Source organism: Variovorax sp. P1_H12_2 (assembly GCF_056405335.1).
Genome location: NZ_JBFUCI010000022.1, coordinates 1 through 20620 on the forward strand (window position 1 = coordinate 1; position 20620 = coordinate 20620).

A 20620-nucleotide genomic window follows, 5' to 3' on the forward strand; every position below is an offset into this window, starting at 1 on the left:
CCACCGGGGCCGCCACCACCGCCGGGACCGCCGCCGCCGCCGGAGCCGCCACCACCGCCGGGACCGCCGCCAGCGCCCGAGCCACCGCCAGCACCGGCGCCGCCACCGGCACCAGCCCCAGCTCCAGCTCCAGCTCCAGCTCCAGCGCCAGCTCCAGCGCCAGCTCCACCACCGGCGCCAGCTCCACCACCAGCGCCAGCTCCACCACCGGCGCCAGCGCCACCACCGGCGCCAGCTCCACCGCCAGCGCCAGCGCCAGCGCCACCACCGCCAGCGCCACCACCACCAGCGCCGCCACCACCAGCGCCGCCGCCAGCGCCAGCGCCGCCGCCGCCCCCACCAGCGCCTCCGCCACCACCCCCACCAGCGCCTCCGCCACCACCCCCACCAGCGCCGCTTCCGCCTGCATCAACAGCCACAGCGAACGTGGTCGTGGCCGGCGACGTTTTCGAAAGGGCCGCAACGCCTGGCCCCGACGATGAGCCGGCCGCCGGGCCCTGGGCCGACTGTGTTCCCTGGCTCGCCGGCGTGTTCAGGCAAAGGGCTTCGCCATAGGGGTTGTAGCGGTCGCAGCCCCGCGGGCCGTTCGACGCAGGCGCCTTGTCGGTCTGGACTGGCACGCTGGGCTTGGGCACAGGCCTGGTGGCGTCGACATTGGCCATGCGCATGCTCGGATCCGGTGCCGATACGCGCACCGCAAGCGAGGGGGGCGGTACAGCGATGGGTCGCACCGGCGCGCGTGGGCGCGCCTTGGCCAGGTCCACGTCCCTGGTGCCCTCGAGTGCCTTGCCCTTGGCGGGGGCGGGGTCGGGAGTCGCCAAGGGGCGAGTTGCCGCCGGTGCGCGCTCGGACGGGCTTGCCACCAGGCTGGACGGAGGAGGCGGCGCCGGTTCATTTGGCGGCGTCTGCGGCGCGGCTTCGTTCTGTGGCGACGCCGGCATCGGCTCCGGGGTCGTCGCCGGCGTGACCGGTTCCGCCGTCGAAGCCGGAACGACAGGCTCCGGAGCGATCGCGAGCTGAAGTGACGGGGCAGGCGCCTCCATCTGCTGCGAAGTGGGTGGCAGAGATGGCGGCGGGCTGTGACTCGCGAGGCGGCTCGAGTGCCAGAGTACGAAGATGCCGCCCATCGCCAGCAGCACGGCCAGCAGCAGAAAGACGGAGACGTCGAGGCGCGGGGGTGCGCCGATCGAGCCGGTGCGCGCAGGGAGGCGGGCCTTTGGCGGCGGTCGCTCGGCAGCTCTTGCGAACGCTGCCCGGACGGGCGCTGCCTTCGGCTGCGCAACGGGATCGCGCAGCGTGCTGTCGAAAGACACTTCAGGCGAATCGTGGCCCGAGAACCTGCCACTGCAACCCCGGCAGTATTTGGCCGCATCCCGGTTGGGCGTGTGGCAGGAACTGCAGAACTTCGTCATGCCGTCCTTCGCCTTTCGCGTGGTAGTGCATGCTAGCTCATCGAGGCCAGCGCTGTCACGGCGGCCGGCGTGCTGATCCCATCGGCCAAACGGCCAGGGTCCGCCGGATATCGGGCACCGTCAATGATGCAGGCTTGGATCCTGCAGGGCCCTTCGGTGCCCACGAGGCGGCCGTTTGTCCTGCAGCAAGCCAAACAGGTTCTTCGGATCGGTGGCCTGCGGAACCAGCTCGATGATCTCGCCGAGACCCAGCTCGGCCGCGGTCTCGGCCATGAACGAGAGTGCGGCGAAATCCTCGAGCGCGAAGCCCACCGAGTCGAACACGGTGACCTGAGAGGCATCGACGCGACCCGGCCGGTGGCCCGCGAGCACCTGCCAGAACTCGGTGACCGGAAAGTCCGCGGGCATCTGCTGGATCTCGCCCTCGATACGCGACTGCGGTTCGAACTCGACGAATACCGACGCTGCCTCGAGCACGCCCCGGTGCAGCTCGGTCTTGCCCGGGCAATCGCCGCCGATGGCATTGATGTGCATGCCGGGCTCGATCATCGGGGGCGTGAGGATGGTGGCGCGGGTCTTGTCGGCCGTCGCAGTCGTGACGATGTCGGCGCCGCGCACCGCTTCGGCGCTGCTGCCGCAGAGGCGGACCGCCAGACCCTGGCCGCGCAGGTTCGCGGCCAGCTTGGCGGTGGCAGCGGCATCGGTGTCGAAGAGCTGCACTTCGCGGATGTCCACAAGATCGCGGAACGCCAGCGCCTGGAATTCGCTCTGCGCGCCGTTGCCGATCAAGGCCATGCGCAGGCTGCCCGGGCGTGCCAGGCGGCGCGCGGCCAGCGCCGACATGGCGGCCGTGCGAATGGCCGTCGTCAGCGTCAGTTCGGACAGCAGGCGGGGGGCCCCTGTGTCCACGTCGGCCAGAACGCCGAAGGCCATCACCGTGGGCAGGCCATGGCGATGATTGCCCGGATGGCCGTTGACGTACTTGAAGGCGAAGCGGGCGGCATCGGCGATCGGCATCAGCTCGATCACGCCGAGGTCGGAATGGCAGGCGACGCGGGCGACCTTGTCGAACGCGTTCCAGCGCAGGAACTCGCGCTCGATGCGCTCGGCCACGCCGGCAATGCAGGCGCACAGCCCCTTGCGCTGCACCAGCCGGATCATCTCCGGAGCGCTCAGGTACACGGTGGTCGGGTGGGTTTGCATGGCAGGCCTCCGGTCTCGATGCGGACCAGTGTCCCGGCGATGCYCGTCAGACGGAAGTGCCAAGGATGTCGCGTTTCGGCGGGTTCCCTGGCGATCCGGCAGACGCCGCTGGCGCTTCGGCAGATCGGCCACTTTCCTGCAGCCAGCGGCTCACAATGAGACTTCCTTGCCGCCAAAAGGAGCCAAGCCCATGACGACCCCCAAAGTCCCTTCCGAGGACGATCCCGCGCAACTTCCGGTCGAGCCGGAATTTCCTACCGACACCGATCCGACCAACCCCCATTCGGACGAGGGCAAGCCCGGCGCGGACGAGAACGCGGCGGGATTCGTGAAGGAAAAGCTCTGAGAGCCTGTCCCCTCGCCAAGGCATGGCCCTCGGTCAGCGCGGAAATGCCGATCCTGAACACAATGGCGGGCTGATTTCGCCGCCGCGCCGGCAGCGTTGCAAGGAGTGATGGTGACCTGGTCCAGCTGGTTCGTCTTTTGCGGGGTTTCGCTTTTCATGGCCTTCACGCCGGGCCCGGCCGTGCTGCTGGCGGTGTCCAATTCAGTGTCGGTGGGGCCGCGTCGGGCCATGTGGGGTTCGCTCGGCAATGCAGCGGGCGTGTTCCTGGTGTCGGCCATCGCGATGGCCGGCCTCGGCGTGCTGCTGAGCAGTTCGGCCACGGCCTTCATGGCCCTCAAGCTGGCCGGGGCCGCCTACCTCGTCTATCTCGGTGTCAGGCAGTGGCGCAGCGGCGCCAATGCCTTCGCCGACACGCGTCGATCCGCGGGGGACTCCGGAGCGCATGCGCCGCTCAGGCTGTTCGGCCATGGCCTGACGGTGGCCTTGACCAACCCGAAGAGCATCCTCTTCTTCTCGGCGCTCTTCCCGCAGTTCCTGGCCCCAGGCGCGCCGGTGCTCGAGCAGTTCTTCGTCCTGACGGCCACTTTCGCGGCCTTCACCGTGCTGTCGCACGCGTTCTACGTGCTGGTGGCGCGGACCATGAAGCACAGCTTCTGCGACGTCCGCCGCGTGCGGCTGTTCCAGCGCATCTCGGGCACTGCCTTCGTGCTGCTCGGGCTCGGCATGCTGCGCTTGCGCAACAGGCTGGCCTGAGGTCTCGCGGTTCCCCGGTGCCTCACGCCATGGCGGGGCGGATCGCGGCGTCGTGCTCAGCGGGTGGTCGACAGCACCGTGGCGCGGCACCTCGGCTGCTCGCGCGGCGCCAGCAGGGCGCAGTTGTCCAGCGCGCGTTGCTGCATGTCGCTCAGCTTTGGCCGCGGGGGTGGGCCTTGCCGGTAACCCGGTCCGTAGGCAGGGCCGTCGTAGTAGGACGGTGCCGGACGGTAATAGGCGGGCGGCTGCGGCTGGTAGTACACCGGAGGCGCAGGCTGGTAGTACACCGGCGGCGCCGGCTGATAGTAGACCGGCGGCGGGGGCGCGTAGACCGGAGCCGGCTCGTAGTAGACCGGGCCGCCGACGCCGACGGACACATTGACCTCGGCATGCGCCGCAGCGGCGGTGGAAAGGGCAGCGGCAGCCAGGGCCGCTGAAAACGCCCATTTGACAAATGCAGGGCCAGTGAAGCTCACGGAACTCTCCGAAGGATGGGCGAAAGGGCCTTAGTGTGCCCGAACGCCCCACCCCCAGGTTTGGTGGACACGAATCACATTCTGTGACATCGGCGGGCGATGCTTCAGCTTGTCGGCCTCGACCGATCCGCCTCGGTGACGGCGTAGACCTCGACCGCGGTCGCCTTGCCCCGCATCGACGCCGCGCCGAGGGACTCGACCGGAATGCGTCCACCGAGCGCCATGCAGGTCGCCGGATCGAGCAGGATCGTCCGCTTGGCGAGCTTGGTGTGTTCCTCCAGGCGCGCGGCAAGATTCACGGTATCGCCGATGCAGGTGTAGGTCGCGCGCTGCTGCGTGCCGGTGTAGCCGGCCACCATGTCGCCGGTGGCGATGCCCACGCCGATGCGGATCGCGGGCTTGCCCGCCGCGGTGCGCTCGACGTTCAGCAGGTCGATCATCTCGACCATGTCGAGTGCCGCGCGCACCGCGGCCGCGCCATGGTCGGGCAGCGGCAGCGGGGCGCCGAAGATGGCCATCAGGCCGTCGCCGACCATCTGGTTCACCACGCCGCCGTGGCCGTTGATGGCGTCGAACATCAGCGTGTAGTAGGTGTTGAGCAGTTCGATCGTCTCTTCGGGCGGCTGCGATTCGACCAGCGCGGTGAAGCCCCGGATGTCGGAGAACATCACGGTGCCATGCACATGCCGCCCACCGAGCGCGAAGCCGGATTGCTCCAGGTCCTGCACGACCTCGGAGGTGGCGAAGCGGCGCACCAGCTCCTTTTGCTGGTCGCGCAGGCGCTTCTTCTCGAGGCTGGCGCCGATACGGGCCTTCAGCAGCACCGCATTGACCGGCTTGTGCAGATAGTCCTCGGCGCCGAGCTCGATGCAGCGCACGATGTCGGCCACGCCCTCGAGCGACGAGGTGACGATCACGGGCAGGTCGCGCAGTTGCGGATCGCCGATCAGCTGCTCCAGCACCTGGAAGCCGTCCATCTCGGGCATTTCCATGTCGAGCAGCAGCAGGTCGTAGGCTTCGCGCCGCAGCAGTTCGAGGGCGACGCGTCCGTTCTCGGCGCAGTGGACGCTGTGGCCCTGCAGTTCGAGACTGCGGGCCATGAGCAGGCGGTTGACCTTGTTGTCGTCCGCCACCAGCAGCCGGGCCGGTGCATGGCGAAAGTCAGTCATGGCTCAGTTCCTCCAGGGCCGCAGCCACTCGCGCGTACTCCGCCGCCAGCGCGTCGAGTGCATCCGATCGCCGCGCCGCCTCGAGGCCCCCAAGCTCCTGCTCGCGCGCCATGGCGCCCAGCGCGAGCGCGCCGAAGGTGAGGCTGTTCGATTTGAGCGAATGCGCCGCGCGGCGAAAGGCGTCGGTGTTGCCGGTGGCGAAGGCGTCGCGCAGTTCCTTCAGCATCGCCGGCGCTTCTTCGAGGAAGGTCTGTACCAGCTCCTTCACGAAATCGGCTCCCGCGGTGTCCTGCAGTTCGGCGAAGGTCGCGCGGTCGATGGAGGCATCGCTCATGGGCCCCCCGCGCTGGTCGGTGGTGTTCATGTCGTTCGGTCCTTTCGTGCCGGCACGCTGGTCAGCGCTTCGACCAGCCGGTCGATGCGAATCGGTTTGGTCAGGTAGTCGTCCATGCCCGCGGCCATGCACATTTCGCGGTCGCCCTGCATGGCATTGGCCGTCATCGCCACGATGCGCGGACGCTGCGCCGCCTGCAGCAGCGTGCAGATCTGCCGCGTCGCGTCCAGTCCGTCGAGTTCGGGCATCTGCACATCCATCAGCACCACATCGTAGGCCTGGCGCTGCACCGATTCCACCGCCTCGATGCCGTTGGCGGCGAGGTCGGCCCGGTAGCCCATCTGCTGCAGCAGGCGCATCGCGAGCTTCTGGTTCACCGCGTTGTCTTCGGCCAGCAGGATGCGCAGCGGATGGCGTGCGGCCATCGACGGGTCGATCTGCGGCTTGCCCGGGCCGCCGGCCGCGGGCTTGGCGGCCGCGTCGGGCGCCAGCAGGCTCACCAGCGTGTCGAACAGGTGCGACTGGCGGATCGGCTTGGCCAGGTAGGCGTCGAGCAGCGATTCGGCGTCGCCCGCCTCGCGCCGGCCCACCGAGCTGAACAACACCAGCGGCAGGCCCGCGTGCTTCGCGCGGATGCGGCGCGCCAGGTCGATGCCGTCCATCTCGGGCATGTGCATGTCGAGGATCGCGAGATCGAAGCGCTCGCCTTCTCCGAGCCAGCGCAAGGCCTCGGCCGGCGATTCGGTGGCGCGCGGGTCCATGCCCCACCGGCCGGTCTGCAGCGAGAGCAAGCGCCGGTTCGTGGCGTTGTCGTCGACGATCAGCAGGCGCTTTCCTCGCAGTTCGGCCTGCACGCCGATGAAGTCGCGACGCCGGCTCGGCGGCAGTTGCGCGGTCGGCACCTCGATGGTGAAGAAGAAGGTCGAGCCGCTGCCCACGCCGTTGCTCTCGGCCCACATCGTTCCGCCCATCAGCTCGGCCAGCCGCTTGCTGATCGCCAGGCCCAGGCCGGTGCCGCCGTACTTGCGGGTGGTGCTGGAGTCGGCCTGCGAAAACGACTGGAACAGCCGGCCCATGCCCTCCGGCGACAGGCCAAGGCCGGTGTCGCGCACGGCGAAGGTCAGCGTCACCTTGCCGGCGGACGCGGCCTCGGCGCTGACGGTCAGCACCACCTCGCCGGTCTCGGTGAACTTCACCGCGTTGCTCAGCAGGTTCAGCAGCACCTGCCGCAGCCGCGTGAGGTCGCCGCTCACGGCGGCCGGCACGTCGCCCTCGAACACGTAGGCCGTGTCGAGGTCTTTCTCGGTCGCGCGGGTGCTGACGAGGTCGAGCGCCGTCTCCACGCAGTCGCGCAGGTCGAACGGATGCGACTCGATGTCCATGCGCCCGGCCTCGATCTTCGAGTAGTCSAGGATGTCGTTGATGATGGTCAGCAGCGCATCGCCCGAATCGCGGATGGTCGMGACGTAGTCCTGCTGCTCGGCGTCGAGCGTGGTGTCGAGCAGCAGGCCGCTCATGCCGATCACCGCGTTCATCGGTGTGCGGATCTCGTGGCTCATCGTCGCCAGGAACGCGCTCTTGGCGGCGTTGGCGGCCTCGGCCGCGGCGCGCGCCTCCTGCGCCTGCTTGAACAGCGCGGCGTTCTGGATGGCGACCACGGCCTGGTCGGCGAAGGTCTTCAGCAGCTTGATTTCCTTCTCGGCGAACGGCCCCGGCGGCTGGCGGGTCACGTGGATCGAGCCGATGTTGCGGCCCTCCCACATCAGCGGGGCGATCATGATCGCGTAGGTACCGACCTTCTCCGCCACCTGGCGCATGAACTGGGGCAGCTGCGGTTCGGCCAGCGCATCCGGAATGTGGACGATGTCGGGGCCCCCCATGGCCTGCCCGATCGGCGTGTGGTCGATGGGCCGCGGATAGTACTTCTCGAGTGCCTCGCGGGCCGAGCCGCGGTGCGCGCCCAGGTGCACCTGCCCGTCGTACCCGATCAGCGAGATGCCCATCTGGGAACCGGAGAACAGGCGTTGGCAGCTCTCCAGGATCTTGTCGAACACGGGCTGCGCGTTCTCCATGGAGCCGCTGATGACCTGGAGCACTTCGGCGGTCGCGGTCTGGCGTTCCAGCGCCTCCTGGGTCTCGTTGAACAGCCGGACGTTCTCGATGGCGATCACCGCCTGGTCGGCGAAGGTCTGGACGAGCCCGATCTCGGCCGGCGCGAAAGGCCGCACCTGGTTGCGCAGCWGGGAGATCACGCCCACCGACCGGCCGTCGTGCAGCATCGGCACGGCCAGCACCGTGCGGAAGCCGTTGCGCGCCTGCAGCTCGCGCACGTCCGGATACTCGGTGGCGAGCAGCGGCACGACGTCTTCGACATGCACGCAACGGCGCTCCAGGAAKGCGCGCCCGGCGATCGAGCTGGCGCGCAGCGGCAGCTCCAGGCCCGCCGAGTCGCCTCCGTACGCCGGCCCATAGCTCGTCATCGCGCGCAGCCGGTCGCCGACCGCCAGCCAGACCCGGCTGCCTTCGGCCCGGCACAACTGGCCGGCGCGCTCGGCCACCGTGTCCAGCACCGGCTGCACGTCGGTCGGCGAGCCGCTGATGACCTTCAGCACCTCGGCCGCCGCGGTCTGGTGCGCCAGGGCCTCCTGGGTCTCGTCGAACAGGCGCGCGTTCTCGAGCGCGACGCCCATGCTCGCGGCCACCGTTTCGAGGAGCTGGATCTCGCTGCTGCCGAAGGCGTATTCGCGCTCGTGGTTCTGCAGCCCGATGATCCCCAGGGCGCGGTCGCTGCCGACGATCGGGACGGCGACCATCGACAGCGCCCAATCGGTGCCCGGGGCCGGCTTGAGGCCGGCCCGGGTCTGCTCCTCGCGCGTGTTCGCCACGCCGACCTGGCGCGTGTGGAGCAGCCGTTGCGCCGGTTCGTCCGGCTGCAAGGGCCGCGCCGGCGGCAGCGGCAGCGGCAGGTTGTGTTCGTAGCGGTACAGCGCCTGGATGAGGTTGGTCTTGTCGTCCCACCACAGGATGCTGACGTCGCCGCTATCGAACACTTCGCGCAGCTTGTCGCCGACCATGGTGATGATGGCCTGGAATTCCAGCCCGGCCGCCATGCCTTGCTGGATGCTGTTGATGAAGCTGAGCTCGCCGGCGCGTTGCGCGAGCTGGGCCGTGCGCTCGGCCACCTGGCGTTCCAGGCGCTCGCGGGAGCGGATGTGGGCCAGGGCCGCGGCGGCCTGGCTCGCCAGCCGGCTCAGCAACTCGCGGTCCGACCCATGGAAGCGACCGGCCGGGCCTTCGATGTCCGCGTAGAGGTGGCCGAGCAGCTCGCGCTGCGCGACCAGCGGGGCGATCAGGCACGAGCGCTGGAGCAGGGGGGCGGCGCCTTCGGGCCCATGACGCAGGCTCGCGGCGTGCGTGCGGCGGGTTTCGCCGAGCCAGGGTTCGATCGCGGCCAGCACAGTGGCGGCATCTTCACTTGGCGGCAGCATCGACGCGGCGATGCGCGGGCCGCCATCGGCCTCGAGCACCAGCAGCACCCGCTGCGCACCGCTCAGTTCCGCCGCCTCGTCGACCAGGACGCGGTGCAGCTCGCTCTCGCTGCACGACGCATTCAGGCGCAGCCCGCTGTCGATCACGCGCTCGAAGGGTTCGCGCAGGTCGGTGCCGGCGCGCAGCGCCTGCATCGACAGTGGCCGGGACCGGGACTCCGCCATGGGGCAAGTGCCTCCTGCGATCAGGGGTGGATGCGCGAGTCGCGCACACTGCGTGGAGTCTAGCGGCGAAGCGGCTGGTGGTCGCGGGGGCCGAGCCGCTCCCACAGGAATCGGTAGGCCAGGGCCTGCATCGTGGCGGCCTGTTCGTTGTTCGCGGCGCCGCCGTGGCCGCCCTCGATGTTCTCGTAGTAGGTCACGTCCTTGCCCGCCTCGATCATCGCCGCCGCCATCTTCCGGGCATGCGCCGGGTGCACCCGGTCGTCCCGGGTCGAGGTGGTGAACAGCACGGGCGGGCAGGCGCGGTGCGCATCGAACAGGTGATAGGGGGAAAACGTCCGGATGAAGGCCCACTGCGCGGGGTCGTCGGGATYGCCGTACTCGGCCATCCAGGAGGCGCCGGCCAGCAGGCGGGCGTAGCGCCGCATGTCCAGCAGCGGCACCTCGATGACCACCGCGCCGAAGCGCTCCGGGTAGCGGGTCAGCATCATGCCGGCGAGCAGCCCGCCGTTGGAGCCGCCCTGCGCTCCGAGGTGGGCTGGCGAGGTGATCCGGCGGGCCACCAGGTCGTCCGCCACCGCGGCGAAATCCTCGTAGGCGCGGTGGCGGTTCTCGCGCAGCGCTGCCTGGTGCCAGCGCGGCCCGTATTCGCCGCCGCCGCGGATGTTCGCCACCACGTACACGCCGCCCTGCGCAAGCCAGGCCCGACCGAGCGCACCGGAGTAGCCCGGGGTCAGGGAGATCTCGAAGCCGCCGTAGCCGTACAGCAGCGTCGGCGCCGTGCCGTCGCGCACCAGGTCCGCCGGGCCCACCAGGAAATACGGGACGCGGGTGCCGTCGTCCGAGGCGGCGAAGTGCTGCTCGACCGCCAGCCCACTGGCATCGAAGAAGGCCGGCATGGACTTGAGCAGCTCGGGCGCCTGGCCCACGGTCGCCAGCGACAGGGTCGAGGGGGTGAGGTAGTCGGTGGCAGTGAGCCAGACGTCGTCGGATTCGTCCGCTTCGACCGCTCGCGCGTGCACGCTGCCGATGGCCGGGGCGCCGACGAATTCGCTGCGCTCCCAGGGCCCGGTGCCGGCGGCCGGCGGCGTCAGGACGTGCAGGCGGCTTTTCACGTGGTCGAGCACGTTGACGACCAGCTGGCTGCGGGTCCAGGTCGTTGCCGCCAGCGAGCGCGTCGGGCCCGGTTCGAACAGGACGGCGAAGTCGCGCTCGCCCTGCATGAAACGATCGAATTGCGTCGCCAGCAGGAATCCGGCGGCGTAGCTGCGGCCATCCACGGTCCACGGTTCACGCAGTTCGATCAGCAGCCACTCCCGTCTGACGCTGAGTTCGGCCGACAAGGGGGCATCGACCTTCTGCAACTGGCCGCCCTTCGTCACCAGCAGGAGCTCCGAACTGTAGAACGCGAGCGACCGGGACACGAAGTCCCGCTCGAAACCCGGGGTGTGCATCCGGAAGGCCGAGATGTACATGTCGTCGGCCAGGCCCTCGTACACCGTGCGGGCGGATTCCAGGGGCGTGCCCCGGGTCCAGCGCCGGGCGACCCGCGGATAGCCCGACGTGGTGGAGGCGCCGTCCCCGAGGGTGGCGAACGCATACACGGTGTCGTCGTCGATCCACCCCAGGCCGCCCTTGGACTCCGGGCGGAAGAAGCCGCCGTGTTCGGGCGCCACGAAGGCCTTGGCCACCAGGTCGAACTCCCGCGTCACGTCGGCATCGGATCCGCCGCGCGAGAGGCTCACGAGCGCCTTGCGGAAGGCCGGCCGCAGCACCGTCGCTCCGTGCCAGACCCAGTGGACGTCCTCCGCCGCGGCGAGGGCGTCGAGGTCGAGCACCGTCTCCCAGGCCGGATTCGCGCTCCGGTACTCGGCCAGCGTGGTGCGCCGCCACAGGCCCAGCGGGTGGGCGGCGTCCTTCCAGAAGTTGTAATAGAGGTCGCCCAGCCTGGAGACCTCGGCAATCTTCGCCTCGGAGTCGAGCACCGCCCGCACCGCGGCCCGCGTGCTGGCGAATTCGTCGCTGGCCGCCAGGGTGCGCAGGGTCCGGGCATTGCGCTGGCGGACCCAGGCCAGGGCGTCGGCACCTTCGACCTCCTCGAGCCACAGACGAGGATCTGCGGGCTCCGTGGGCGCGGGCTCGGGTTCGGTTCCGGAAGGGAGAGGGGAGGTCATGAGGTCGATTGGATCCGAACTTCGCGAAACGTGGCGCGCCGCACCGACCCCGGCGAGACGCCGGTGAAGCGCTTGAAGGCGCGACTGAACGCGGCCTCGGACTCGTAGCCGACGCGGCTTGCGAGCTCGGCCAGCGGCGTCTCTTCATCCTTGAGCCAGGCTTCGGCCGCATGCATCTTCCAGCGCGCCACGTACTGCATGGCGGGCTCGCCGACCCGGTGCGTGAAGCGCGCCGCAAAGGCCGAGCGCGACATGCCGACCTGGCGTGCCAGCGATTCGACGGTCCAGTGGCGCGCCGGGTCGCGATGGATGAGCGCGATGGCGCGACCGATCTGCCGGTCGCGCAGCGCGCCGAGCCAGCCGGTCTGCGCGGCGGGGTCGCTCGCCAGCCAGGCGCGGATCGCCTGGATCACGAGGATGTCGGCCAGCCGCGTGATGATCGTCTCGCCACCGGCGCGCAGTTCCTGGGCCTCGGCCACGATCAGGCGCAGCGTGCTCTGCAGCCAGTCCTTCTCGGGGGAATCCCAGGCATCGACGCGGATCACGCGCGGCAGGGCCTCCAGCAGCCGATGCGCGGCGGCGTGGTCGAAGCGCACCGCGGCGCAGATCATCGAGGTGGCCGCGCCGCCGCCGCCATGCCGCAGGACTTCATAGCGGTCCTTGACGAGTTCGCGCGGCAGATCGAACAGCTGGCTGGGCAGGGCGCCCGCGCCGCAGCTCAGCTTGTGGCCTTCGCCGTGCGGCACCAGCGCGAGATCGCCGGTCCGGAGAGCACAGGGTTCGGCGCCGTCGATCTCCAGCCGGCACTCGCCCGAGGTCACGACATGGAGCATCAGGCAGCTGTCCATCGCCGGCAGCCCGAGCGTCCACGGCGCCGTGAATTCCGAGCGGCAATAGAAGGTGCCGCTCATGCGCAGGAAGTGCAGCGCTTCGCCCAGCGGATCGGCGGGTGTTGTCATGGCGTCGAGCATGGCCGCAGTATCCGCGCGCCAGCGGCGGCGCGTCCATCGTTTTGGACGATCGGGCATGAACGAGCGACGGCCTGCAACCGCCGGGTCCGCATCCCCGGCCAACATCGGAGCTTCTTCCACCCACCCTCAGGAGACGATCATGAAAGAAGTCTTGAAACTGGTCCTCGGCGGCACGGGCAAGACGGGCCGCCGCGTGGCGCAAGGGCTGCAGGCCCGGGGCCTCGGCGTGCGCATCGGTTCGCGCGCCGCCGTGCCCGGCTTCGACTGGGACGACGCCCGGACCTGGCCCGCGGCACTGGAAGGCGTGGATGCGGCCTACATCGCGTACCACCCCGACCTTGCGGCGCCGGGCGCGCCGGCCGCGATCCAGGCTTTCACGGACCTGGCGGTGCGAAGCGGCGTGACGCGGCTCGTCCTGCTGTCCGGCAGGGGCGAGCCCGAAGCCCAGCGCTGCGAAGACATCGTGCGCCGTTCGGGCGTCGACTGGACCTTGATCCGGGCCAGCTGGTTCTGCCAGAACTTCAGCGAAGGCTATCTGCTCGACCCGATCCTCTCGGGCGTCGTCGCGCTGCCTGTGGGTGCGGTCGGCGAGCCCTTCGTGGACGCCGCCGACATCGCCGAGATCGCGGTCGCGGCGCTGGCCGAAGACGGCCATGCGGGCCAGCTCTATGAAGTGACGGGTCCCCGGCTGTGGACCTTCGCCGACGCCATCGCCGAGATCGGCCGCGCCACCGGGCGCCGGATCGACTTCGTCGAAGTGCCGATGGAAGACTACATTGCCGCGCTGCAGCAGGCGCCATTGCCGCCAGGCTTCGCCGATCTCATCCGCTATCTCTTCACCGAGGTGCTGGATGGGCGCAATGCGTCGGTCGCCGACGGCGTGCAGCGCGCGTTGAGGCGGCCGGCGAGGGGTTTTTCGGACTATGTGCGCGAGACGGCGGCCCGCGGGATCTGGTCGGATTCCGGATCCGGCCTACCAACGCCAGCGTTCGCGCTCCAGATCGTCGCCGACGCTGTAGTGGTCGACCCGTCCGGTGGGGTCGACGTAGATGTAGAGCAGCCGCCGGTTGTTGATGTGAAGGTAGCGCCAGGACCACACGGTGCCGTCGAAAGAGGTCACGCGCGTGCGTTCGAACGGTGACCCGTAGGTGAAGAGGACGTCCTCCACGCGCCACTCGCCGGGCCGGATCGTGCTGCCGAACAGGCCTTCGTCGAGCTCCTGCCTGACCGATCGCACGCGACCCGAGGTGTCGAGGTCGACGTTGCTGACCTGGAAGCCGGCGGGGCCGCGTGAATATTGCAGCCGATCGCCGGTCGGGGTGCGATAGACGGCCGTGGGCGGCCCCAGCTGCTCAAGCACCTGGTCGCGGCCGGCGCCGGGCTGCACGCGCGAGGGGTCGCTCGCACAGCCCGCGAGCAAGGCGGCGACCAGCGCCATGGCGCATGCGGCCGTGCGTCGGAAACCGGATGAGTGCGACATGATGGCCATGGTATTCGCGCCCGAAGACCCTCCGGCTGTCGAAGCATTGCCGACCGGGCGTCGGCGAGTTCGCGCACCTGCACACCGGGGCGGCTGGCGCTCAGTCTGCCTCGATCCGCGCCGCCTTGATGACCTCCGCCCAGCGCACCGTCTCCGCCTTCACCAGCGCGTCCATCTGCTGCGGGTTCAGGTAGTCGGCGGTCGCACCCTGTTCCTGCGCCTTCTGCTTGAAGGCGGGGGTGGACACGGTCTTCGCGATCTCCGCGGTCAGCTTGTCGATGATCGGCTTGGGCGTCCTGGCGGGCGCGAACACGCCGAACCACGAGGTGGCGTCGAGCTGGGGCAGGCCGGCCTCGGCGGTCGTCGGCACTTCGGGCAGGCTCGCGAGGCGGGTCTTTCCGGTGGTGGCCAGCACCCGCAGCTTGCCCGACTGGATGTGCGGCACGAAGGGCGGTGCCGTGCCGAAGGTGATGTCGACCTGGCCGCCCAGCAGGTCCTGCAGCGCCGGGCCGGTGCCCTTGTACGGGATGTGGGTCAGCTTGATGCCGGCCTGCTGCTCCAGCATCGCTCCGGTCGCGTGTTGCAGCGAGCCGTTGCCTGAAGAGGCGTAGTTGAGCTTGCCGGGGTGCGCCTTCGCGAAGGCCACGAGCTCGGCCATGGTCTTGAAGGGCAGGTCGGCGCGCACGACGACGATCTGCGGCGCCGACAGCACGTTGGCCACCGGCGTGAGGTCCTTCGCCTCCCATTGCGGCGCCTGCTTGCTGACCAGCGGGGTGATGACGTGATAGCCCGAGTACTGCATCAGGAGCGTGTAGCCGTCGGGCTCGGCGCGCTTCACCGCCACCGCCGCGATGGCGCCGTTGGCGCCGCCCTTGTTGTCGACCACCACCGTCTGGCCCAGCGCGCTGCCCAGCGGCACGCCGAGCATGCGCGCCGCGATATCGGTGGTGCCGCCCGCGGCCGTGGGCACCAGCAGCATCACGGGCCGGCTGGGATAGCCGGCCGGCGCCTGCGCGTGCAGCGCCGGGGCCAGCCCGAAGGCCGCGATGCCGATCGTCGCGAGGCCTAGCGCGCGGCGAGAGATGTGGTGCGAGGTTGTCATGGAAGTCTCCTTTTGTGATCTTTGAAAAAGGCGATGTCTCAGGTCGCCGGGCCGGCATCGCGCGCCAGGGCCCGGTCGCGCCAGAGCGCGAAGTCGGGCGGTGGCGCGTGCAGGTCGAGCCTGCGGCCGGCCTTGACGATCTGGCTCGGGATGTCGTGGCCGATCAACGCCGGCAACCGCTCGGCCGCCCGCAGCAGCAGCGGCAGGTCGCAGCCGGTGTCGAAATCCATCAGCTCGAGCGCGTGCACGATCTCCTCGGTGCACACGTTGCCACTGGCCCCGGGCGCATAGGGGCAGCCGCCCAGCCCGCCGAGGGAGGCATCGAAGCGGTCGGCACCCGCGTCGATGGAAGCCAGCACGTTGGCCAGGCCCATGCCGCGCGTGTTGTGGAAGTGCAGCGTCAGCTCGGCGTCGGGCAGCCGCCCGCGGAACGCCCGCACCGTCTGCGCCACCTGGGTCGGGAAGGCCATGCCGGTGGTGTCGCACAGCGTGATGCCGCGCGCGCCGGCGGCCATGAAGCGCTCCGCCCAGTCGAGCACCGCCGCCGGGTCGATGTCGCCTTCCATCGGGCAGCCGAACACGCAGGACAGCGACACGTTGACCGGCACCTCGGCCTGCCGAGCCAGCGCGATCACTTCCGACAGCGCCGCGAAGGACTGGGCCCGGGTCATGCGCAGGTTGGCGAGGTTGTGGGTCTCGCTGCACGACATCACCAGGTTCAGCTCGTCGGCGCGCGCTTCGACCGCGCGCTCGGCGCCGCGCACGTTCGGCACCAGGCAGGTGTAGACCATGCCCGGGGTGCGGGCGATCTCGCGCAGCACGATCTCGGCATCGCGCAGCGCGGGAATGGCCTGGGGCGAGACGAAGGCGGTGGCCTCGATCTTCGCGAGCCCGGCGGCCGACAGCGCATCGATCAAGGCGATCTTGTCGGCGGTCGGCACGAAGGCCGATTCCATCTGCAGGCCGTCGCGCGGGCCGACCTCCTGCATGTGGATGCGGCGGCGTGCGCCGGTCCAGCTGTCTTGCGGATTCATGCGATGGCGCCTTTCGCGCGGAGCAGGGAAATCTGTTCGGGTGTCAGGCCGGCCTCGCGCAGCACGGCGTCGGTGTCGTCGCCGAGCCGCGGTGCCGACGAGCGCACGCTGCCGGGCGTGTTCGACAGCTTGGGCACGATGCCGGGCACGTCGATCTCGTGGCCGTCGCGCGTGGTCTGGCGCAGGATCATGTCGCGTGCCCGGTAGTGCGGGTCCTGGTGGATGTCCTGCGCGGTGTAGACGCGGCCGGCCGGCACGTTGGCGCAGGCCAGCCGCTTCAGCACCTCGGCCACAGGCTGGGGCAGCGTCCAGGCGGCGATCGCGGCGTCGAGTTCGTCGACGCGCGCCACCCGCCCGGCATTGCCTTGCAGATCCGGCGCGGCCGCCAGGTCGGGCCGCCCCGCCGTCTCCATCAGCCGCCGGAAGATGCTGTCGCCATTGCCCGCGATCAGCACGTAGCCGTCGCTGCACCGGTAGGCGTTGGACGGCGCGATGCCGGGCAGTGCGCTGCCGGCCGCCTCGCGCACCGCACCGAAGGCGCTGTACTCGGGCAGCAGGCTTTCCATCACGTTGAACACCGCCTCGTGCAGCGCCACGTCGATCACCTGGCCGGGCCCGCCGTGCACCTTGCGGTGGTAGAGCGCCAGCAGCACGCCGATGGTGCCGTGCAGCGCCGCCAGCGTGTCGCCGATCGAGACGCCCACGCGCACCGGCACCCGCCCGGGCTCGCCGGTCAGGTGGCGCAGCCCGCCCATGGCCTCGCCGATGGCGCCGAAGCCGGGCAGGTCGCGGTAGGGGCCGGTCTGGCCGTAGCCCGAGATGCGCAGCATCACCAGCCCCGGGTTGGTCCGGCGCAGGTCTTCCCAGCCCAGGCCCCAGCCTTCGAGCGTGCCGGGCCGGAAGTTCTCGATCAGCACGTCGGCTTCGCCGATCAGCCGGCGGGCGATGTCCTGGCCTTCGGGCGAGCGCAGGTCGATCGCCACTGAGCGCTTGTTGCGCGACTGCACCTGCCACCAGACGGAGGTGCCATCCTGCAGCATGCGCCAGTTGCGCAGCGGGTCGCCGCTGCCCGGCGTCTCGATCTTCACGACGTCGGCGCCGAACTCGCCGAGCGTCTTGCCGCAGAAGGGGCCGGCGATCAGCTGACCCATCTCGACCACCCGCAGGCCGGCGAGGGCAGCGGACGCCGCGGGCGCGGATGAGGAAAGGGGCGGGAGGGGGGAAGCAGCGTTCATGGGGTAGGCATGATGGCCAGCCCCCGGCACGCTGCAAAGCGGTGATTGGCGAGGCTGCCATCGCGGATCGCGATGGTGTGTAATGGCTGCTCCATGAAGCTCGATCCCGTCTCTCTGCGCCTCTTCGTGGCGGTCATGGAGGAGGGCACCATCGCCGCCGCCGCGCTGCGCGAGCACCTGGCACCGGCGGCCGTGAGCAAGCGCCTCAGCGAGCTCGAGGACGCGCTCGACACGGTGCTGTTCCAGCGCAGCAACAAGGGGGCGCAGGCCACCGCCGCCGGGCACGCGCTGCTCGGTCTCGCGCGCGGCGTCCTCAACGGCCTGGACGACATCGCCGAGCAGATGGCCGGCTATGCGAGCGGCCTGCGCGGCCACGTGCGGGTCTTTGCCAATATCTCGGCCATCACCCAGTTCCTGCCGGACGACCTGCGCAGCTTCATGGCGACGGCGCCGCTGGTACAGGTGCATCTGCAGGAGCGCATCAGCTCGGCGATCGCGCGCGCCGTGGCCGACAGCACGGCCGACATCGGCATCCTGAATGCGGGCTCCTATGGCGAAGCGCTGACCGTGCTGCCGTACCGGGAGGACGAACTGGTGCTGATCGTGCCGCGCGAGCATCCGCTGGCACGGCGCAGGAAGGCGAGCTTGCGCGAGGCGCTGGCGTACGAGTTCGTGGGCGCGCATCCGGGCAGCGCGGTCAACAACCAGCTGCACAAGGCGGCGGCGGAGATCGGCCTGCCGCTGCGCCTGCGTATCCAGGTCAGCGGCTACGACGCCATGTCATTGATGGTGGCGGCCGGCATGGGCGTCGGCGTGCTGCCGCGCCGGAGCGCGCGCCTCTACCTGTCGTCCCTGGGCATCCGCGCCGTGGCGCTCGACGAGCCCTGGGTGCGGCGGCAGCTCATGGTCTGCGTGCGGTCGATCGAGGCCCTGTCGCCTGCCGCGCGCAGCCTGGTCGACCACCTGTGTGCGGACAGCGCGCCGGTCAGTCCTGCGCCGCACCCAGGGGCATGACCGCCCCAGATCCCGAGCACGAAGCAAGGGTGCTGGTCGAAATCGGGTGAACGCGCGGAGGATCGAACCCCACACGGTGCCGGAGAAGCTGATCCCGAGGCCCTGGGGGATCACGCGCCGCGAGTGCGCCATGCTGCCGTCAAGCGCCGTGCGATACATCGCTGCGAGAGGGGGATTGGGTGCACCTCCATACTGTTTGCTCAGAGCAGGGATGACTCACATGCAGACGTTGAAAAAACGCTTCGAGTACAAAGGCCACACTGTGGTGATCACCACGACCCGGGCAATTGGGACTTGGCGTTGGCGATTTGAAATCGACGGCCAGTTGTTGTTCGCTGAGCAAGTCCAGCCTGGCCACAGGTCTGAGGCCGCCGCGGTGATAGAGGCCACTGCCGAAGCGAGACATCGCATTGACAAGCTGACTTAGCCGCGCGACGTTGCGGATCGAGTGCGGGTGACCTGGGTGGATTGGTTCATACTGGTCTTCCAAACACCGGAGGTTGAAATGACGAACATCACCAACGCTCGATGGGAGATCAGTTTGCGCGGCACCGGCGTGGTATTCGAGGCAGAGTCTGAGGACGGGAGTGCTGAATTCATTGTCGTCCCGGATACCCTGGCCGATCTGGCCGGCGACACGAACTTGAATGCACAGCAGTGCCTGGAAGTGTTCGCAGATCATGCGGCCGAGATCTCCGAGGCGGCTGGCGCAGACCTCAAGTCCGGGGTTGCCGCTCGGGGGCGACTCACCCATATCTCAGCCGACAAGCTGCCAAGCCTGAAGTAGGCGGCTGAGAAGGACAGACGCGCGCTAGCCGGACCCGCGGGCTGACTGCTCCGGGCGATCTAGCGCCGGTGCCGCGCGAGTCTCGGCAGGATGCGGCACAGGCCTCAGCGCGAAATGCACCGAATCGGGAAGGATCCATGCTGCGTAGCCCAGCCCATCCGCCAGCAATTGCAGCGCGACGGCATCGATGGCAAGCGCACGCGGCGCGCCATGGGCGTCATCCGGCGAATCGGTGATGGGTGCTTCGCCATGCCGCGCAGAGAAGCGCAACGCATCGACACCCTCGGCCTCGATACAGATCGCGTCGACATGTTCCGCGTTGTCGTTCAGATAGCCGAGCGCGCCCAGGAACATATAGAGCAGTGCAGCGCTGTTCGGGAATCGCGGCCCGCCTTGGCTCGACAACTCGTCGCCGACACGGAGGCTGATGCCGCGGAKATCGAAAGCCACGCGCATGAGCGCAGTCCCCTGCGCCACGAGGTCGCTGCGCGTGATGCTTTCCCCATCGCTCGAGAGTTCCAAACCGCGCAGGAACTGCTTGCCGGCCGGGAGCGCCGCGACCTGGTCCTCGATGCCTGCCGCCCGCGCTGCCAGAGCCGCAGGGTCGACCGTGGATGCACTTGCCAGCTGGTGCTTCATCAGCAGGACCGCCATGCGAATTGCGGCCACGGGGGCGGCCATCTCGTGTCGCAAAGCGGGCAACGCGCGCATGAGCAGTTCGTGGCGAACGCCCGCCGCCATCCAGCTGCGCGCTCCTGGTGATGCTTTCATTTGCCCGTGTCCCGCAATGAAATCCTGTCGGAGGATTCAAAGTCGGCGGGATTCTGCAGATGGCGGAGGATGTTGCAACACGCCGTGCAGTCCCGCGGCACGCGCGACACAAGGTGGCTGTCCAGCGCCGCTTCGTGGTCTTCGTCGGTCAGTGTGTTCACTTCAGAAATCTCCGTTCTTCGTTGAGGATCTCCTCTCTGAATTTTCAGTATGGAGCCGAGGATGCCGATCGGCTGTAGGACAGCGCTCCATCAACGCCGGCGTAGGCGGCGTCGCGTAGACACTTGTCCTACGCAGTGGCTGATGACGGGCCTACGAACGCACGAAGAAGGCTTTCCTACATTGAAATCCGGAGTGACGTTGCTCCGAACACTCGAGAGGTAACACATGGCAAACCAACCAGGACAGAACGCGCCGAATCAACCGGGCAATCAACCAAGCGGCCCCGGGCAGCAGCAGCAAACCGACCCAGGAAAGCCGCAGCCCGGTCAAGGCAACCCGAGCACCCCCCAGCAGCCTGATCAAAAGCGTTGAGCTGCATTCCGCCCGGTGGAAAAAGGCCGGGCGGACTTGGATCGGCCGCCCGAGGGACGCGATCGAGGCGAAGCTGCCGCCGAGGCCGCACAAGATGGGCCCTGAAGAGTAAACT

19 protein-coding genes are annotated in these 20620 nt (G+C 69.4%); 5 read left to right on the top strand and 14 right to left on the bottom strand.

Going from position 1 to position 20620, the window contains the following annotated elements:
- The coding region (locus tag AC1D2K_RS04370) for a hypothetical protein (RefSeq protein WP_478086585.1) at window positions 1-409 on the bottom strand (409 nt) is incomplete at its 3' end.
- Window positions 410-1532: 1123 nt separating this feature from the next.
- Window positions 1533-2615: an ornithine cyclodeaminase gene (locus AC1D2K_RS04375; RefSeq protein ID WP_478086586.1), complete on the bottom strand. Its 1083-nt coding sequence runs from the start codon at window positions 2613-2615 to the stop codon at window positions 1533-1535.
- A gap of 190 nt (window positions 2616-2805) precedes the next feature.
- On the opposite strand from AC1D2K_RS04375, the gene AC1D2K_RS04380 reads away from it, so the two are divergent.
- Both AC1D2K_RS04380 and AC1D2K_RS04385 read left to right on the top strand, forming a co-directional pair.
- Complete coding sequence (locus AC1D2K_RS04380) at window positions 2806-2961, top strand: hypothetical protein (RefSeq protein ID WP_442284593.1); 156 nt, start codon at window positions 2806-2808, stop codon at window positions 2959-2961.
- 111 nt (window positions 2962-3072) lie between these two features.
- Entirely contained in the window at window positions 3073-3714 is a 642-nt protein-coding gene (locus AC1D2K_RS04385; RefSeq protein WP_478086624.1) for a LysE family translocator, read from the top strand.
- 56 nt (window positions 3715-3770) lie between these two features.
- Here AC1D2K_RS04385 and AC1D2K_RS04390 read toward each other — a convergent pair whose 3' ends face one another.
- The 10 genes from AC1D2K_RS04390 to AC1D2K_RS04435 all read right to left on the bottom strand — a co-directional run bounded on the left by AC1D2K_RS04390 (window position 3771) and on the right by AC1D2K_RS04435 (window position 17399).
- Entirely contained in the window at window positions 3771-4190 is a 420-nt protein-coding gene (locus tag AC1D2K_RS04390; RefSeq protein ID WP_478086588.1) for a hypothetical protein, read from the bottom strand.
- Between the two features lie 104 nt (window positions 4191-4294).
- Window positions 4295-5359, bottom strand: a complete 1065-nt coding sequence (locus AC1D2K_RS04395) for an adenylate/guanylate cyclase domain-containing protein (protein ID WP_478086590.1) — start codon at window positions 5357-5359, stop codon at window positions 4295-4297.
- On the bottom strand, window positions 5352-5723 hold the full coding sequence (locus AC1D2K_RS04400) for an Hpt domain-containing protein (RefSeq protein WP_478086591.1): 372 nt from the start codon (window positions 5721-5723) through the stop codon (window positions 5352-5354). The genes AC1D2K_RS04395 and AC1D2K_RS04400 overlap by 8 nt, the downstream gene beginning before the upstream one ends.
- The gene (locus AC1D2K_RS04405) at window positions 5720-9406 is read right to left on the bottom strand and encodes a GAF domain-containing protein (protein WP_478086592.1); all 3687 of its coding nucleotides are present in this window, start codon (window positions 9404-9406) and stop codon (window positions 5720-5722) included. The genes AC1D2K_RS04400 and AC1D2K_RS04405 overlap by 4 nt, the downstream gene beginning before the upstream one ends.
- Window positions 9407-9465: 59 nt before the next feature.
- Window positions 9466-11577 (bottom strand): prolyl oligopeptidase family serine peptidase, encoded by a 2112-nt coding sequence (locus tag AC1D2K_RS04410; RefSeq protein ID WP_478086594.1) that lies wholly within the window; start codon window positions 11575-11577, stop codon window positions 9466-9468.
- Complete coding sequence (locus AC1D2K_RS04415; protein ID WP_478086596.1) at window positions 11574-12536, bottom strand: AraC family transcriptional regulator; 963 nt, start codon at window positions 12534-12536, stop codon at window positions 11574-11576. The genes AC1D2K_RS04410 and AC1D2K_RS04415 overlap by 4 nt, the downstream gene beginning before the upstream one ends.
- Before the next feature lie 985 nt (window positions 12537-13521).
- Window positions 13522-14028 (bottom strand): hypothetical protein, encoded by a 507-nt coding sequence (locus AC1D2K_RS04420; RefSeq protein ID WP_478086597.1) that lies wholly within the window; start codon window positions 14026-14028, stop codon window positions 13522-13524.
- Between the two features lie 100 nt (window positions 14029-14128).
- Entirely contained in the window at window positions 14129-15130 is a 1002-nt protein-coding gene (locus AC1D2K_RS04425; RefSeq protein WP_478086599.1) for a Bug family tripartite tricarboxylate transporter substrate binding protein, read from the bottom strand.
- Window positions 15131-15168: 38 nt separating this feature from the next.
- A complete protein-coding gene (locus AC1D2K_RS04430) occupies window positions 15169-16164 on the bottom strand; it encodes a hydroxymethylglutaryl-CoA lyase (RefSeq protein WP_478086600.1) in 996 nt (331 codons plus the stop codon).
- Window positions 16161-17399 carry a CaiB/BaiF CoA transferase family protein gene (locus AC1D2K_RS04435; protein ID WP_478086602.1) on the bottom strand — a complete coding sequence of 413 codons (1239 nt, stop codon included), beginning with the start codon at window positions 17397-17399 and terminating at the stop codon, window positions 16161-16163. Before AC1D2K_RS04435 ends, AC1D2K_RS04430 begins: the two co-directional genes overlap by 4 nt.
- Before the next feature lie 93 nt (window positions 17400-17492).
- On the opposite strand from AC1D2K_RS04435, the gene AC1D2K_RS04440 reads away from it, so the two are divergent.
- From AC1D2K_RS04440 to AC1D2K_RS04450, 3 genes are all read left to right on the top strand, one after another.
- Window positions 17493-18413: a LysR family transcriptional regulator gene (locus tag AC1D2K_RS04440; RefSeq protein WP_478086604.1), complete on the top strand. Its 921-nt coding sequence runs from the start codon at window positions 17493-17495 to the stop codon at window positions 18411-18413.
- A gap of 220 nt (window positions 18414-18633) precedes the next feature.
- Window positions 18634-18840 (top strand): hypothetical protein, encoded by a 207-nt coding sequence (locus tag AC1D2K_RS04445; protein WP_478086606.1) that lies wholly within the window; start codon window positions 18634-18636, stop codon window positions 18838-18840.
- 78 nt (window positions 18841-18918) lie between these two features.
- Window positions 18919-19200, top strand: coding sequence for a hypothetical protein (locus AC1D2K_RS04450; protein WP_478086607.1), 282 nt, complete (start codon window positions 18919-18921; stop codon window positions 19198-19200).
- 24 nt (window positions 19201-19224) lie between these two features.
- On the opposite strand, the gene AC1D2K_RS04455 is transcribed toward AC1D2K_RS04450, so the two are convergent.
- Together AC1D2K_RS04455 and AC1D2K_RS04460 are read right to left on the bottom strand one after the other, a co-directional pair.
- Window positions 19225-19971, bottom strand: a complete 747-nt coding sequence (locus AC1D2K_RS04455; RefSeq protein WP_478086609.1) for a hypothetical protein — start codon at window positions 19969-19971, stop codon at window positions 19225-19227.
- Window positions 19968-20132 carry a hypothetical protein gene (locus AC1D2K_RS04460; RefSeq protein WP_478086611.1) on the bottom strand — a complete coding sequence of 55 codons (165 nt, stop codon included), beginning with the start codon at window positions 20130-20132 and terminating at the stop codon, window positions 19968-19970. Before AC1D2K_RS04460 ends, AC1D2K_RS04455 begins: the two co-directional genes overlap by 4 nt.
- Window positions 20133-20620 lie beyond the last annotated feature (488 nt).

Bases quoted from the DNA above. Each gene is read 5' to 3' on its own strand.
- AC1D2K_RS04420 (WP_478086597.1), bottom strand. From the start codon at position 14,028: ATGTCGCACTCATCCGGTTTCCGACGCACGGCCGCATGCGCCATGGCG.
- AC1D2K_RS04440 (WP_478086604.1), top strand. From the start codon at position 17,493: ATGAAGCTCGATCCCGTCTCTCTGCGCCTCTTCGTGGCGGTCATGGAG.
- AC1D2K_RS04430 (WP_478086600.1), bottom strand. From the start codon at position 16,164: ATGAATCCGCAAGACAGCTGGACCGGCGCACGCCGCCGCATCCACATG.
- AC1D2K_RS04450 (WP_478086607.1), top strand. From the start codon at position 18,919: ATGACGAACATCACCAACGCTCGATGGGAGATCAGTTTGCGCGGCACC.
- AC1D2K_RS04415 (WP_478086596.1), bottom strand. From the start codon at position 12,536: ATGACAACACCCGCCGATCCGCTGGGCGAAGCGCTGCACTTCCTGCGC.
- AC1D2K_RS04435 (WP_478086602.1), bottom strand. From the start codon at position 17,399: ATGAACGCTGCTTCCCCCCTCCCGCCCCTTTCCTCATCCGCGCCCGCG.
- AC1D2K_RS04425 (WP_478086599.1), bottom strand. From the start codon at position 15,130: ATGACAACCTCGCACCACATCTCTCGCCGCGCGCTAGGCCTCGCGACG.
- AC1D2K_RS04400 (WP_478086591.1), bottom strand. From the start codon at position 5,723: ATGAACACCACCGACCAGCGCGGGGGGCCCATGAGCGATGCCTCCATC.
- AC1D2K_RS04445 (WP_478086606.1), top strand. From the start codon at position 18,634: ATGCAGACGTTGAAAAAACGCTTCGAGTACAAAGGCCACACTGTGGTG.
- AC1D2K_RS04375 (WP_478086586.1), bottom strand. From the start codon at position 2,615: ATGCAAACCCACCCGACCACCGTGTACCTGAGCGCTCCGGAGATGATC.
- AC1D2K_RS04395 (WP_478086590.1), bottom strand. From the start codon at position 5,359: ATGACTGACTTTCGCCATGCACCGGCCCGGCTGCTGGTGGCGGACGAC.
- AC1D2K_RS04380 (WP_442284593.1), top strand. From the start codon at position 2,806: ATGACGACCCCCAAAGTCCCTTCCGAGGACGATCCCGCGCAACTTCCG.